The 15,900-nt window shown below is 74.3% G+C and carries 3 protein-coding genes and 1 pseudogene; all 4 read left to right on the top strand.

Features of this window, described 5'->3' with window-relative positions:
- Positions 1-11 precede the first annotated feature (11 nt).
- Entirely contained in the window at positions 12-6,782 is a 6,771-nt protein-coding gene (locus tag IEY91_RS05670; protein ID WP_444545467.1) for a type I polyketide synthase, read from the top strand.
- A 75-nt stretch (positions 6,783-6,857) separates the two neighbouring features.
- Positions 6,858-13,742 (top strand): annotated as a pseudogene (locus IEY91_RS05675) (type I polyketide synthase); the annotation flags it as partial.
- Between the two features lie 62 nt (positions 13,743-13,804).
- Positions 13,805-14,518 (top strand): class I SAM-dependent methyltransferase, encoded by a 714-nt coding sequence (locus IEY91_RS05680; RefSeq protein WP_189173088.1) that lies wholly within the window; start codon positions 13,805-13,807, stop codon positions 14,516-14,518.
- Between the two features lie 107 nt (positions 14,519-14,625).
- On the top strand, positions 14,626-15,813 hold the full coding sequence (locus IEY91_RS05685; RefSeq protein ID WP_189173089.1) for a thiolase family protein: 1,188 nt from the start codon (positions 14,626-14,628) through the stop codon (positions 15,811-15,813).
- Positions 15,814-15,900: the final 87 nt, after the last annotated feature.

A 15,900-nucleotide genomic window follows, 5' to 3' on the forward strand; every position in this document is an offset into this window, starting at 1 on the left:
GGACCCGTGAACTGACCGCAGCCGCCCACGAGCCCGTGGCCGTCGTCGCGATGGGCTGCCGCTTCCCCGGCGGCGTCCGTTCCGCGGCGGACCTGTGGCACCTCGTGGCCACCGGAACCGACGCGGTCTCGGCGTTCCCCACCGACCGCGGCTGGGACACCGAAGCGCTCTTCGACCCGGACCCCGACCGGCCCGGCCGCACCTACGCCCGCGAAGGAGCCTTCCTCGACGACGCCGCGGAGTTCGACGCCGATCTGTTCGGCATCAGCCCGCGCGAGGCGGCCGCCATGGACCCCCAGCAGCGGCTGCTCCTGGAGACCGCGTGGGAGACGTTCGAACGTGCGGGCGTCGACCCCGGGGGCCTGAAGGGGCAACCTGTAGGGGCCTTCGTCGGGTCGGTGCTCATGACCAGCGGCGGCGGTGCCGCGACGGGCGAGGGCACGGAGGGGCACCAGCTCACCGGGGGCGCGGCGAGCGTGCTGTCGGGGCGCCTCGCGTACACCTTCGGCCTCGAAGGCCCGGCGATGACCGTCGACACCGCGTGCTCCGCGTCGCTGGCGTCGGTGCACCTGGCCGTGCAGGCGCTGCGGCAGCGCGAGTGCACCATGGCGCTGGCCGGTGGCGCCGCCGTGATGACGACACCGGGGATCTTCGTCGAGTTCAGCCGGCAGCGGGGACTCGCCCCCGACGGCCGGTGCAAGGCGTTCGCCGCGGCGGCGGACGGCACCGGCTGGGGCGAGGGCGTCGGCCTGGTGCTCCTTGAGCGGCTGTCCGACGCGCGCCGCAACGGGCATCCCGTACTCGCCGTCGTACGCGGCTCCGCGGTCAACCAGGACGGCGCGTCCAACGGCCTCACGGCCCCCAACGGCCCCTCCCAGCAACGCGTGATCCGGCAGGCACTCGCCGCCGCCCGCCTGTCGGCCGACCTGATCGATGCCGTGGAGGCGCACGGCACCGGCACCACCCTCGGCGACCCCATCGAGGCCCAGGCACTCCTAGCGACGTACGGCCAGGACCGCCCCGCCGACCGCCCGCTCTGGCTCGGCTCCATCAAGTCCAACATCGGCCACACGCAGGGCGCGGCGGGCATCGCCGGGCTGATCAAGATGGTCATGGCCCTGCGGCACGGCGTACTCCCGAGGACCCTGCACGTCGATGAGCCCTCGCCGCACGTGGACTGGGCCTCGGGTGCGGTGCGGTTGCTGACCGAGGAGCGCGAGTGGCCGCGGACGGGGCGCCCGCGGCGGGTGGGTGTGTCTTCCTTCGGGATCAGTGGCACCAACGCGCATGTGATTTTGGAGGAGGCTCCTGCGGGGGCCGGGCGGGACGAGGGCGCGCTCACCCCGCCACCTCTCGCCCCGCCCCCCGTACCCCTCGTGCTCTCCGCACGCGGAGAGCAAGCCCTCCGAGAGCAATCGCGGCGCCTGGCCGCCCACGTCCGCGCCCGGCCCGCCGCCCGCCCCGCGGACATCGGCCGCTCCCTGGCCACCTCCCGCGCGACCCTCGACCGCCGCGCCGTGCTGTGGGCCCGCGACCGGGACGAACTGCTCGCGGGACTCACGGCCCTCGCCGAGGACCGCCCCGCCCCTGGCCTCGTCCGGGGTACGGCAACCGACGCCGCCCCGGCGTTCCTCTTCGCCGGACAGGGCAGCCAGCGACCGGGCATGGGCCGTGAACTGGCCGACGCCTTCCCGGTGTTCGCGGAAGCGCTGGAGACGGTCGCGAACAGCCTCGCCCCGTATCTCGACCGCCCGCTCCGCGACGTCCTGTACGCGGTCGAGGGCACGCCGACCGCCGCACTCCTGGAGCAGACCGCCTACACCCAGCCGGCCCTGTTCGCGTACGAAGTGGCGCTGTTCAGGCTGCTCACGCACTGGGGGCTCGCCCCCGCCCTGTTGCTCGGCCACTCGGTCGGCGAGCTGGCGGCGGCGCACGTCGCCGGAGTGCTCTCGCTCCCGGACGCGTGCGCCCTCGTCGCCGCCCGGGGCCGCCTCATGCAGGACGCGCCGGGCAGCGGCGCGATGGTCGCGGTGCGGGCGACGGAGGCGGAGATCCTGCCGGACGTCGCGGCCCACGCGGACGAAGTCGCCGTCGCCGCCGTCAACGGCCCCGCGTCCGTGGTCGTCTCCGGTACGGAGAGCACGGTGCTCGACATCGCCGCGCGCTGGCGCGACAAGGGCCGCAAGACGCGGCGGCTACGGGTGAGCCACGCCTTCCACTCCCCACAACTCGCCGGAATGCTCGACGAGTTCGGCCAGGTCGCCCGCAAACTCACCTTCCACCCACCGCGCATCCCGATCGTCTCGGACGTCACGGGGGACATCGCCACCGCCGAGGAGCTGTGCTCGCCGGAATATTGGGTGCGGCACGCCCACGCCACCGTGCGCTTCCACGACGGGATGCGGCGGCTGCTCGCCGCGGGGACGCGTACGTTCCTGGAGATCGGGCCGTCCGGGACGCTCACGGCCATGGCCGAGGACTGCGTCGCCGGGCAGCGGCCGGGAACCGCGACGGCGGTGATCCCGGTCGCGCGCGCCGGCCGCCCGGAGGCCGACACCGTACGCACGGCGGTGTCCGAGGCGTTCGCCCACGGCGCCCGGGTCGACTGGACCCGCTTCTTCGACGGCACCGGGGCCCGTGTCGTCGACCTGCCCACGTACCCCTTCCAACGCCACCGCTACCCCTGGAGCAGCACGGCGGGAACCGACGCCGCTCCGACCGCAGTCGGCCTGTCGGGCCTCCAACACCCGCTGCTCGGTGCGTCCTTGGAGCTCGCGGACGCCCAGGGCGTCGTGCTGACGGGGACGCTGTCGCGCCGCACCGAGGCGTGGCTCGGCGACCACGTCATGCTCGGCGCCGTCCTCGTACCCGGTACCGCCGTCGTCGAAATGGGCCTCCGCGCCGGCGTCGAGACCGGGTGCCGACGGCTGGTGGAGCTGACCCAGGAGGCACCCCTGCTCCTGCCCGAACGCGGCGCCGTCCACCTCCAGGTGAAGGTCGGCCCCGCCGCGGGCGAGGACGGTCACCGCCCGCTGGGCGTGTACTCCCGCAGCGAGGACGCCCTCACCGACGAACCCTGGACGTGCCACGCCCGTGGCGTCCTCGCCCCCGAGGCGACGGCCGCGCCGCTCCGCCCCGGCCAGGCATGGCCGCCTCCCGGCGCGGAACCGGTCCCGCTCGAAGGCTTCTACGACCGCATGGCCGACGCGGGCTTCGCCTACGGCCCCGCGTTCCGCGGCCTTTCGCGGGTGTGGCGCGTCGGCGACGAGGTGTACGCGGAGATCGCGCTCCCGGACGCGGCGCACTCTTCCGGCGCGGGTGCCGGTGGGTACGGACTGCATCCGGCGCAGCTGGACGCCGCGCTGCACGCTGCCGCGCTCCTTGCCGGAGGGGATCAGAGGGAAGGGACGAGGGCTTCGGTGTCGGCGTCGGAACCGGTGTCCGAACCGACGCAGACCCCCGCGCAGACGCAGAGGCCCGCACACGCACAGGCCCATGTGCGGGTCCCGTTCGCATGGCATGACGTGTCCTTCCACGGCGCGGGCGGACCGGCCCTGCGGGCGCGGCTGAGTCCGGCGGGTGCGGACGCGGTGTCCCTCGCCCTGTGGGACGAGCACGGGGCCCCGGTGGCGTCGGCCGGATCGCTGGTCACCCGCCAGGTCTCCGCCCACCAGCTCCGCGCGACCGGTACCCACGACACCCTGTTCCACGTCGACTGGGCGGAGACGGAGCTGCCCCCGTCGGCCCCGCCCGCACGTCGCGCCGTCCTCGGGGACGACGCGCTGGCGGCGCAGCTCGGCGCCCAGGCGTATGCCGACCTCGGCGCGCTGGCGACGGCGATCGAATCGGGGGAGCCCGTACCGGAGTTGGTGGTGGCGTCGTACGCAGGAGACGACGCAGCCGCAGCCGCAGCCGCCCCCCAGGTCGAAGCCCGAGGGGGCGACCCCACGCACCACGCCGCCACCAACCACGCAGACATCGCCCGCTCCCTCACCCACTCCGCCCTCGACACCCTCCAGACCTGGCTCGCCACCACTCAACTCCACAACTCCCGCCTGGTGTTCGCGACCCGCAGCGCCATCGCAGCCGCCGCCGAAGAACAGATCGCCGACGTGGCCGCCGCCGCGCTCTGGGGCCTGGTGCGAGCCGCGCAGGCCGAGAACCCGGGACGGTTCGTGCTCGTCGACACGGACGGGCGGCCCGAGTCGGCGGCAGCACTACCCGCGGCCCTGACCGCCGACGAACCCCAATGCGCCGTGCGAGCAGGGCAGTTGCTCACCCCCCGACTGACCCGCGGACTACCGGCAGGCACACTCCTGCCCCCGCCCGGCGCACGCGAATGGCGCGTAGACCTGACCGGTGGAGGAACCGTCGACGACCTCGTCCTCACCCCCTCCCCGGAGGCCGCCGCCCCCCTCGCGGCCGGGCAGGTCCGGGTCGCCGTGCGCGCCGCCGGGCTCAACTTCCGGGACGTCGTCATGGCCCTCGGCATGGTGCCCGACCGGCGGGCACTGGGCGGGGAGATCGCGGGCGTCGTCACCGAGGTGGGGGCAGACGTCCAACAACTCGCCCCCGGCGACCGGGTGTTCGGGCTCGCTGCCGGATGCCTCGGGCCGGTCGCCGTCGTCGACCACCGCATGATCGCCCGGATTCCCCGGGACTGGTCGTTCCCGCAGGCGGCGTCCGTTCCCGTCACGTTCCTCACGGCGTACGAGGGTCTCGTCGACCTGGCCGACGTCCGACCCGGCGACGCGGTGCTCGTGCACGCGGCGGCGGGCGGCGTCGGGATGGCCGCCGTACAACTGGCGCAGCACCTAGGCGCCGAGGTGTTCGCGACGGCGAGCCCCGCCAAGTGGGACGCGGTACGCGCCCTCGGTGTCGACGACGAGCATCTCGCCTCCTCCCGTACCGGAGAGTTCGAGGCCCGGTTCGCGGAGACGAGCGGCGGCAGCGGTGGCAGTGCCCGTGTCCGTGGCATCGACGTCGTACTGAACTCGCTCGTGCGCGAGCTGACCGACGCGTCGCTGCGGCTGCTGCGGCCGGGCGGCAGGTTCGTCGAGATGGGCAAGACCGACATCCGCGACGCCGATGACATCGCTGCCCGGTACGACGGTGTCGCCTACCGCGCGTTCGACCTGATGGACGCCGGGCCCGAGCGCATCGCCGGGATGCTGGCGGAGATCGTCGAGCTGTTCGAGCGCGGGCGGCTGCGGCCGGTGCCGGTGACGGCGTGGGACGTACGGCAGGCGCCCGCCGCGTTCCGGTTCCTGGCCCAGGCCCGGCACGTGGGCAAGGTCGTCCTGACGATGCCGCCGGTGTGGGATCCGGAGGGGACTGTCCTGGTCACCGGTGCCTTCGGCGCTCTCGGCCGCGAGGTGGCCCGGCATCTGGTGCGCACCCACCAGGTGCGGCACCTCGTGCTCGCGGGCCGCCGCGGGCCGGACACCGAGGGAGCGGCGGAACTCGTGGCCGAGCTGCGCGCGGCGGGCGCGACGACGGCGCGGGCCGCGGCCTGCGACGTCGCCGACCGGGCCGCCGTGGCGGAGCTGCTGGCGTCCGTACCGGCCGGGCATCCGCTGACCGCCGTGGTGCACACGGCGGGCGTACTCGACGACGGAGTCCTGGAGTCGCTGACGCCCGAGCGGGTGGACGCCGCCTTCCGGCCGAAGGCCGACGGCGCCTGGCACCTGCACGAGCTGACCCGCGACGAGAACCTGGCCGCGTTCGTCGTCTTCTCCTCCGCCGCGGGCACCCTGGGCGCCCCCGGCCAGGCCAACTACGCGGCCGCCAACGCTTTCCTCGACGCGCTGGCCAGGCACCGCCACGACACCGGCCGCCCCGCGACGTCCCTGGCCTGGGGCCGCTGGGCCGTGTCCGGGGGAATGGGGACGGGGCAGGGGCCGGGGAAGCCGGCTCCGGCAGGTCCCGTGGACCAAGCAGGTCCCAAGAACCCGGCAGGTCCCAAGAACCCGGCAGGTCCCACGAACCCGGCAGGTCCCGCAACCCCCGCAGGTCCCGCCGACCGCATGGGCCACTCCCGCGCAGCCACCCTCTCCACCGAAGACGGCCTCGCCCTCTTCGACGCGGCACTCGCCGCAGGCGAACCGGTGTCCGTGCCGACCAGGATCGACCCACGCGAACTGCGCGCCGCAGCAGGCAACGGCACCCTCCCCGCCCTGCTCCGCGGCCTGGTCCACACCACCGCGACAGCGGCGGAGCCCGGCGCGGCGGACACGCTGCGCACGCGCTTGGCGTCGCTGGCGCCGGAGGACAGGAGCGCGGCCGTACTCGATCTCGTACGCAGCCAAATCGCCCTGGTTCTAGGGCACATGACGCCCGCTCACGTGGAACCGCACCGCCCCTTCCAGGAGCTCGGGTTCGACTCCCTCACCGCCGTGGAGCTGCGCAACCGCCTGGGCGCCACGACCGGTCTGACCCTGCCCACCACCCTGGTGTTCGACCGCCCGACGCCCGCCGCGCTGAGCGACCACGTCGAGGCGGAACTCCTCGCGGGCCTCGGCTCGCCGGTCGACTCGGCCCTCTCCCGGCTCGACGACTGGGCGACGCGCCTCGCGGCGACGCGACTCGACGACGGCGAGCGGGAACGAGTGGCGGACCGGCTGCGCGCGCTCGCCCGGAAGTGGGGCGAGGACACGCCAGGGCGCCCGCAGGACGGGACGGGGCCCGCCCGGGGCGACGGAACGACCGTCGCCGGCGAACTCGACCTGGCGACCGACGACGAAGTCATCGACTTCATCAGCAAGGAGCTGGGCATCTCCTGACCCCCGGCAACGGCTCAGATGGGGCCCCAGCCCGGGCCGGACAACGGTGACGTCTCGACGAGGTGGATTCACATGGTGACGGACGACCAGATTCGGTACTACCTCAAGAGGGTGACCGCCGACCTGCACGAAACCCGGGGCCGTCTGCGGGAGTTGGAGGACGCGGCCGGGGAGCCGATCGCGGTGGTGGCGATGGGCTGCCGCTATCCGGGCGGCGTCGCCTCGCCGGAGGACCTGTGGGATCTGGTCGCCGCCGGACGGGACGCCGTCGCGCCCTTCCCCGACGACCGCGGCTGGGACGTCGACGGCCTCTACGACCCGGACCCGGACCGTCTGGGGAAGTGCTATGCCCGCGAGGGCGGCTTCCTCGCGGACGTGGCGTCGTTCGACGCGGCCCTGTTCGGAGTGGGCCCGCGGGAGGCGCTGACGCTGGACCCGCAGCAGCGCCTGCTCCTCGAAGTGTCCTGGGAGACCTTCGAGCGCGCCGGACTCACGCCGGCCTCCCTGCGGGGGAGCAGGACCGGGGTCTTCGTCGGCACCAGCAGCCAGGAGTACGCGATGCTGCTGCAGAGCGCCCGGGAGACCTTCGAGGGCTACTCGACGGGATTCCTCGCCAGCGTGCTCTCGGGCCGCCTCGCCTACACCTTCGGCCTCGAAGGCCCGGCGATCACCGTCGACACCGCCTGCTCGGCGTCCCTGACGGCCCTGCATCTGGCGGTGCGGGCGCTGCGGCAGGGCGAGTGCACCATGGCCCTTGCCGGTGGCGCCTCGGTCATGACGACACCGAGCATGTTCGTCGAGTTCAGCCGCCAGCGCGGACTCGCGCCGGACGGGCGGTGCAAGCCGTTCGCCGCGGTGGCGGACGGCACCGGCTGGGGCGAGGGCGTCGGCCTGCTGCTGCTTGAGCGGCTGTCCGACGCGCACCGCAACGGCCATCCCGTACTCGCCGTCGTACGCGGTTCGGCGATGAACCAGGACGGCGCGTCCAACGGCCTCACCGCCCCCAACGGCCCTTCCCAGCAACGCGTGATCCGGGCGGCCCTCGCCGACGCGCGCCTCGACCTGGCCGACATCGACGCCGTCGAGGCGCACGGCACCGGCACCACCCTCGGCGACCCCATCGAGGCCCAGGCACTCCTCGCCACCTATGGCCAGGACCGCCCCGCCGACCGGCCGCTCTGGCTCGGCTCCATCAAGTCCAACATCGGCCACACGCAGGCGGCGGCGGGCGTCGGCGGCGTCATCAAGACGGTGATGGCGCTGCGCCGGGGAGTCCTGCCGCCCACCCTGCACGTGGACGAGCCGACCCCGCACGTGGACTGGTCCTCGGGCGCGGTGCGGCTGCTGACCGGGGCCCGCGACTGGCCCCGCGGCGACCGGCTGCGCCGGGCAGGCGTGTCGTCCTTCGGGATCAGCGGCACCAACGCCCATGTGATCCTTGAGGAGTCGGCGTACGACGCGTTCCCCGCGCCCGCAGTCGCGGCACCGGCACGGGCCGTACCGCTCGGAGCCGTCGCCGACTCCGGCCGCGCCGCCGACGCCGACCGCGAGGTCGCCCCACCCCTGCCCTGGCTCATCACCGCGAGGACCGAAAAAGGCCTGCGCGAACAGGCGGCCCGGCTGCGCCACCACGTCCTCGCCCGGCCTGACCTGGCACCGGCCGACGTCAGCCACTCCCTCCTGACGTCACGTACCCGGTTCGACCACCGGGCCGTCGTGCTCGCCGACGACCGGGACGCGTACCTCGCGGGCCTCGCCGCCCTGGCCGAGGGGACGAGCGCCGAGGGAGTGGTGACGGGTGTCGCGAAGGAGCCGGGGAAACCGGTGTTCGTCTTCCCCGGCCAGGGCGCCCAATGGGAGGGCATGGCCGCCGAGTTGTGCCGCGACTCAGCGGTCTTCCGCGAGCGGCTGCACGAATGCGCCGACGCCGTGGCCCCGTACGCGGACTTCTCGCTCGTCGACGTCGTGTGCGGAGCCGAAGGGGCCGCGTCCCTGGCCCGGGTCGACGTGGTCCAGCCCGCGCTGTGGGCCATGATGGTGTCGCTCGCGGCGCTGTGGCGGTCCCACGGCGTGGAGCCCGGCGCCGTCGTGGGGCACTCCCAGGGCGAGATCGCCGCGGCGTGCGTCGCGGGCGCGCTCTCCCTGGACGACGGGGCGCGGATCGTGGCGCGGCGCTCCCGGCTCGTCGCCGAACGCCTGGCGGGCAGCGGGGGCATGGCGTTCCTCGCCCTGCCGGAGGACCGGGCGCGGGACCGGCTCTCGGAGTGGGGCACGCGCCTCTCCGTCGCCGCCGCCAACAGTCCCTCGTCCGTGGTGGTTTCGGGCGACGCCGAGGCCCTGGACGAGCTTCTGTACGCCGCCGAGCGGGAGGGGACACGGGCGATCCGCGTCGCGGTGGACTACGCGTCGCACTCGGCCCAGGTCGAGTCGCTGAAGGGCGAACTCCTCACCACCCTCGCGGGCGTCACCCCGAGGGCCGCCGCGATCCCCTTCTTCTCGACGGTCATGGGCGGCCAGGTCGACACCACCGGACTCGACGCCACGTACTGGTACCGGAACCTGCGCGAGACGGTCCGTTTCGACCCCACCGTGCGCGAACTCCTCGCGGCCGGACACCGCACGTACATCGAGATGAGCCCGCACCCGGTGCTCGCGGTGTCGGTGCAGGAGCTCCTAGAAGGCGCAGCAGCCGCCGAGAGCACGGGGAGCGTCGGCGACGGCACGGTGCTGACCTCGCTGCGGCGCGACGAGGGGCACCTGCTGCGCTTCCGCACCTCCGTGGCGGAGGCCCACGTCCAGGGGCTGCGGGTGGACTGGTCGTCCCGTGTGGGGCCGGGGGCCCGCCTCGTGGACCTGCCGACCCACGCGTTCCAGCGCCGCCGGTACTGGCCGGACGGGCTTCCCGCCGCGGTCCCGGCCCCGGAGGGCGACGAGAGCGCGGCCGCCCGCTTCCGGGAGCGCCTCGCGGAACTGCCCACGGGCGGCGGGGAACGCCTGGTCCTGGAGACGGTGTGCGAGCACACCGCCGCCGTACTGAACCTCGGCTCCCCGGCGGACGTCGACGTCACCCAGGCCTTCACCGATCTCGGGTTCGTCTCGATGACGGCGATGGAGCTGCGCAACAGGCTGGCCACGGCGACGGGTGTCCGGCTCTCACCGGTGGCGGTCTTCGACCACCCGACGGCCGAGCGGCTGTCCGCGCACCTCCTCGCCCACCTGACGGGCGATCAGGAAGTGACCCAGGGGCCGGTGTTGGCCGCGCCCGCCGCCGACGAGCCCATCGCGATCGTCGCGATGGGCTGCCGCTACCCGGGCGACGTGACCTCGCCCGAGCAGCTCTGGGACCTGGTCGCCTCGGGGCGCGACGCGACCTCCGGCTTCCCGGTCAACCGGGGCTGGGACACCGAGGACCTGTACGACCCGAACCCGGGCAGGCCAGGGCGCACGTACGTCCGCCGGGGCGGTTTCCTCCACGACGCCGACCGGTTCGACCCCCTCCTGTTCGGGATCAGCCCCCGCGAGGCGCTGGCGATGGACCCGCAGCAGCGCCTCCTCCTGGAGGTGGCCTGGGAGGTCATCGAGCGGGCGAGGCTGTCGCCCGACGCGGTCAGGGGCAGCCGCACCGGCGTGTTCGTCGGCGTCAGCGGCCAGGACTACCTGCCGCTGCTCACCGCCGACCCGGACGGCGGCGCGGGCCACTTGATGACCGGGACCTCGACGAGCGTCGCGTCGGGGCGGCTCGCCTACACCTTCGGCCTCGAAGGCCCCGCGGTGACTGTCGACACCGCGTGCTCGTCGTCCCTGGTCGCCCTGCACCTGGCCGTGCAGGCGCTGCGGCAGGGCGACTGCGCGTCCGCCCTGGTCGGGGGAGCGACGATCCTCTCCACCCCGGGGGCGTTCCTCGAATTCAGCCTTCAGGGCGCGCTCGCACCCAACGGGCGCTGCAAGGCGTTCGCCGCGGCGGCCGACGGCACTGGCTGGGGCGAGGGCGTCGGCATGCTCCTCATCGAACCGCTGTCCATGGCCCGGCGCGCCGGACACCCGGTCCTCGCCCTCATCCGCGGCAGCGCCGTCAACCAGGACGGCGCGAGCAACGGCCTCTCCGCCCCCAACGGCCTCGCCCAGCAACGCGTGATCCGCCAGGCCCTGGCCCAGGCCGGTCTCACCGCCCGCGACGTGGACGCCGTCGAGGCCCACGGCACGGGCACCACCCTCGGCGACCCCATCGAGGCCGAGGCCCTGCTTGCCACGTACGGCCGGGGTCGGCCCGCCCACGCCCCGCTGTGGCTGGGTTCGCTGAAGTCCAACGTCGGCCACACCGCCGCCGCGGCCGGGGTCGGCGGCGTGATCAAGACGGTGCTCGCGCTGCGCGAGGGCGTGTTGCCGCCCACCCTGCACGTGGACGAGCCGACGCCGCACGTCGACTGGTCCTCGGGTGCGGTGGAACTCCTCACCGAGTCCAGGCCGTGGCCGGACACGGGCCGGGCCCGCCGGGCCGGCGTCTCGTCCTTCGGGATCAGCGGGACGAACGCGCACGTGATCGTGGAGCAGGCACCGGACGACGACGTGGTGGAGCAGGCACCGGACGACGACATGGTGGAGCAGGCGCCGGACGAACCCGACCGGAGTGAAGTGGCCCCCGCCGCCAGCCTGCCCACCGTGCCCTGGGTGCTGTCGGGCGGGACCGAAGAGGCCTTGCGGGAGCAGGCCGACCGATTGCGCGTGTTCGTCGGGCAGCGTACGGAGCTGTTGTCGGCCGACATCGCACGCTCGCTGACGGCCACCCGGGCCTGCCTCGAACACCGTGCCGTGGTCCTCGGCCAGGACCGGGACGCGCTGATGGCGGCGCTGTCGGCGCTGGCCCGGGGCGAGGGCGACGTCCCGGACGTGGTCCACGGCTCGGCGCGCGGACGCGGCCGGGTGGCGTTCTCGTTCTCCGGGCTCGTCGGCCGGGAAGGCGGATGGACGGTGCTCGCACGGGAGTTGTACGCGCGGGTGCCGGTGTTCGCGTCCGCCGCCGAGGAGACCAGGGCCGCGTTCGCGGCGGTCTTGGAGCCAGACCTGGAGCCAGACCTGGACCCGTTCCCCGACCCGGACCCCGTCCTCGACCAAGTCGCCCTGTTCACCGCCGAATTGGCGCTCTTCCGCCTCCTCGAACACTGGGGCGTCACCCCCGACGCCCTCCTCGGCCACTCCGTCGGCGAGGTCACCGCTGCCCACTGCGCGGGCGTGCTCTCCCTGGCCGACGCGGCCGCACTCGTGGTCGCCCTCGCCGGGGAGGCATCTGCCGAACCGTCGTCGTCCGGCGGCGAAGCGGGGGACGGCATCCGACGCACCGTCAAGGAGCTGACGTTCCGCCCACCGGTGATCCCCCTCGCCTCCGGCCGGACCGGCACGCCCGTGTCGTACGAGGAACTCTCGTCCCCGGAGCACTGGGTACGCCTCGCGCGCGCGGACGACGTCCCGTCGACGGACGCCGAGCCGTGGCTCAGTTCCCAAGGGGTGTACGGCCAGCTCTCCTTGGGGGCCGACGGCACGGGCGCGGACGGTGTCACGGACATGGAAGCCCTCCTGCGCGCGCTGGCTCGCCTGCACGTCGGCGGCGTACCGGTGGGCTGGGACAGGATGCTCACCGACTGCGGCGCGCGTCTGGTGGACCTGCCCACGTACGCCTTCCGGAACCAGCGGTACTGGCCCGAGTCGACCGCCCTGCCGCTCGGCGCGGCCCGCCCCCGGGGCGCCGCTGTCCCGGCGCTGACCGACCGAGGGCGCCTGGCCGGGGCGGACGCGGACGAACGGGCCCGCCTCCTCGCCGCCCTGGTCCGCACGCACGTCGCGGCGGTGCTGAGGCTGCCGGACGCCGACGAGGTCGACGACGAACGGCCGCTGCCCGAGCTCGGGTTCGACTCGCTGACGGCGGTGGACCTGCGCAACCGGCTCGGCGCCGACACCGGCCTCCGTCTCCCCCCGGCCCTCGTCTTCCAGCACCCGACGGTGACCGACCTGACCCGGCACCTGGCCGCGGAGTGGGAGACGACGGGCCCCGCGCACGACGACTCGGACGCGCCGGGCCGGGACATCCCAGGCCCCGACGTGGCACCCGGCGACCCCAGCCAATCGCAGTTCACCCTGGGGCCCCTCCTCGCCCGCGCGAGCGAGCAGGGTCGTACCGAAGAGTTCCATGAACTGGTGCGCCTTGTAGCCCAGTTCAGGCCCGCCTTCGACGTCCCCGAGGAGCGGCTGCGGCCTCCGCAGGTCCGTCTCGCGCGCGGTTCCGCCGCCGCGAGCCTCGTCTGCTTCCCGACGTTCGCCGTCGGCTCGGGGGCACCCCAGTACGCACGCCTCGCCGCCGCGTCCGGCGGCGCACACGACGTGTGGGTCCAGCCGGTGCCCGGCTTCCGCCGGCAGGAGTCGCTGCCCGCGTCCGTCGATGCCCTGGCGGAGCTGCTGGCCGACGGCGTCGAGCAGTGCGCCGACGGCGGTCCCGTCGTCCTGCTCGGGTACTCCGCGGGCGGCTGGATCGCCCACGCCACCGCGGCCGTCCTCGAAGCGCGTGGCACCCGCCCCGACGCCGTTGTCCTCCTGGACACCCACTGGCCCGACAGCCCCGCGCTCGCCGACCTGCACGCCCGGATCGAGCACGCGCGGACGACCGGAGCGCCGGACGTCCTGTGGGCGGAGGAGGCCGTGGACGACGCCTACCTCACCGCGATGGCGCACTACACCGGCCTGTTCCGGGCGTGGACGCCGCAGGAGATCGACGCGCCGACGCTCCTCGTCCGCGCTTCCGAATCCCCTCTGGGTGAACCGCCGTTGGCCGAGCCGCAGTTGGCTGACGCACCGTTGGCCGAGGCACCGGAGAACTGGCGCCCGCACTGGCACCTCCCGCACACGGCGGTCGACACGGCGGGCACCCACTTCTCGCTCATCCGCGAACACAGCGAACCCACCCTGCGCGCGGTCCGCGACTGGCTCGCCGCCCCCGCCCCCGTCCCCGCCCCCGTCCCCACCCAAGGAGCAGAATGACCCCCGACCGCACCCCCGACAGCAAGTCCCCCGACGGCAAGTCCCTCGACCACCTCGACCAAGCCGTCATCGACGGCCAGGCCGGCTACTCGAAGCCGTTCCTCAACCTCTACGACCTGATGGTGTACCGAGGCACCGCGCCCCTGCTCTGGCGCTGCCCGCCGAAGGTCTCCCGGCAGCTGTACGACACGTGCGTCGGCGCCCGCCACATGGACATCGGCGTAGGGAGCGGCTATCTGCTCCACCACGCCCGGTTCCCCGTACCCGAGCCCCGCATCACCCTGGTCGACCTCAACCCCAACTCCCTTGCGCACACGGCCCATCGCCTGCGCCGGTACGAGGTGGAGACGGTGCGCGCGAACGTCCTCGAGCCCCTGCCCGTACCGGAGCACTCCCACGATTCGGTCGGCATGAGCTATCTGCTGCACTGCGTCCCGGGTGGCCTGCCGGACAAGGGCATCGCCCTCGCGCACGCCGCCGCGGTGGTCCGCCCCGGGGGCGTCGTCTTCGGCACCACGGTCCTGTCGGGCGGCGTGCCGGTGTCCTCCGTCGCCCGCAGGGCGATGCGGACGCTGAACAAGCGGGGCGCGTTCCACAACGACGGCGACACCCTGGACGACCTCCGCGCCCAGCTCGACCGGCACTTCGACCGCCACGAGCTGACCGTCCGCGGCTGCGTCGGCGTCTTCCGCGCCTGGACGGCCGCCTGAGGCGCACGCACGATCACCCCCTGAGGTCCCTGGACGGCCGCACGAGGTCCCCGTACACTCCGAAACTAGCAGCGCTAATTAAACCGCTCACGTCCCGGAGTAGCCCCGTGCGCACCGTTCACTTCGTCGCCGCCCGCCGCACCCCGATCGGCAAGCTCCGCGGCGCCCTGTCCGCCGTCCGTCCGGACGACCTCGCCGCGACCGTCGTACGCGGACTGCTCGACGGCGTGCCGCAGCTCGACCCGGCCCGGATCGACGACGTCTACTGGGGCGCCGCCAACCAGGCGGGCGAGGACAACCGCAACGTCGCCCGGATGGCCGTCCTGCTCGCGGGCCTCCCGGAGTCCGTGCCCGGCGCCACGGTGAACCGGCTGTGCGCCTCGGGCCTGGAGGCGGTCACCACGGCGGCCCGCACCATCGCCGCGGGCGACGCCGACATCGTCCTCGCGGGCGGCTCCGAGTCCATGAGCCGCGCCCCCTTCGTGCTGCCCCGCCCCGACGAGGCCCTGCCGCACCGCATGGAGACCGTCGACACCCGCCTCGGCTGGCGCCTGGTCAACCCGAAGATGAAGGAGCTGCACGGGCTCCTGTCGATGGGGGAGACGGCCGAGGAGGTCGCCGCCCGGTACGACGTCTCCCGCGAGCGCCAGGACACCTTCGCCCTGCGCAGTCACCAACGCGCCGCCGCCGCCCGCAAGAACGGCCACTTCGACGACGAACTGCTGCCCGTCACCACCCCCGACGGCACGGTCGTCACCGCGGACGAGTGCATCCGCGAGGACACCTCGTACGAGAAGCTCAGCGGGCTGCGACCGGTGTTCCGCCAGGGCGGCACCGTCACGGCGGGCAACGCGTCCCCGATGAACGACGGCGCGGCCGGGCTGCTCCTCGTCAGCGAAGAGGCCCTGAACGACCTGGGCCTGGAGTCCCTCGGCCGGTACGCCGCGGGCGCCTCCGCAGGCGTGCACCCGGACGTCATGGGCATCGGCCCCGTGCCCGCCACCCAGAAGGCCCTCGCCCGGCTCGGTTGGACCGTGGCCGACATCCAGGAGGCCGAGTTCAACGAGGCGTTCGCCGCCCAGGCGCTGGCCTGCGTCGACGCCCTCGGCATCGACCCGGAGCTGGTCAACCCCGACGGCGGCGCCATCGCGCTCGGCCACCCCCTCGGCTGCTCCGGCGCCCGCATCCTCACCACCCTCCTGCACCGCATGCGCCGCACCGGCACCACCCGCGGCCTCGCCACGATGTGCGTGGGAGTGGGCCAGGGCAGCGCCCTCCTGGTCGAACGGGACTGACGACCCCGGCATCGAACGGGACCGGCGACCCCGGCCCTCCGGGGCTTCCCCGCCGCGAACTGCTTGGGCATACCATCGGTTCCCAGC

It is taken from the genome of Streptomyces lasiicapitis (genome assembly GCF_014646335.1).
Taxonomy (GTDB): Bacteria; Actinomycetota; Actinomycetes; order Streptomycetales; family Streptomycetaceae; genus Streptomyces; species Streptomyces lasiicapitis.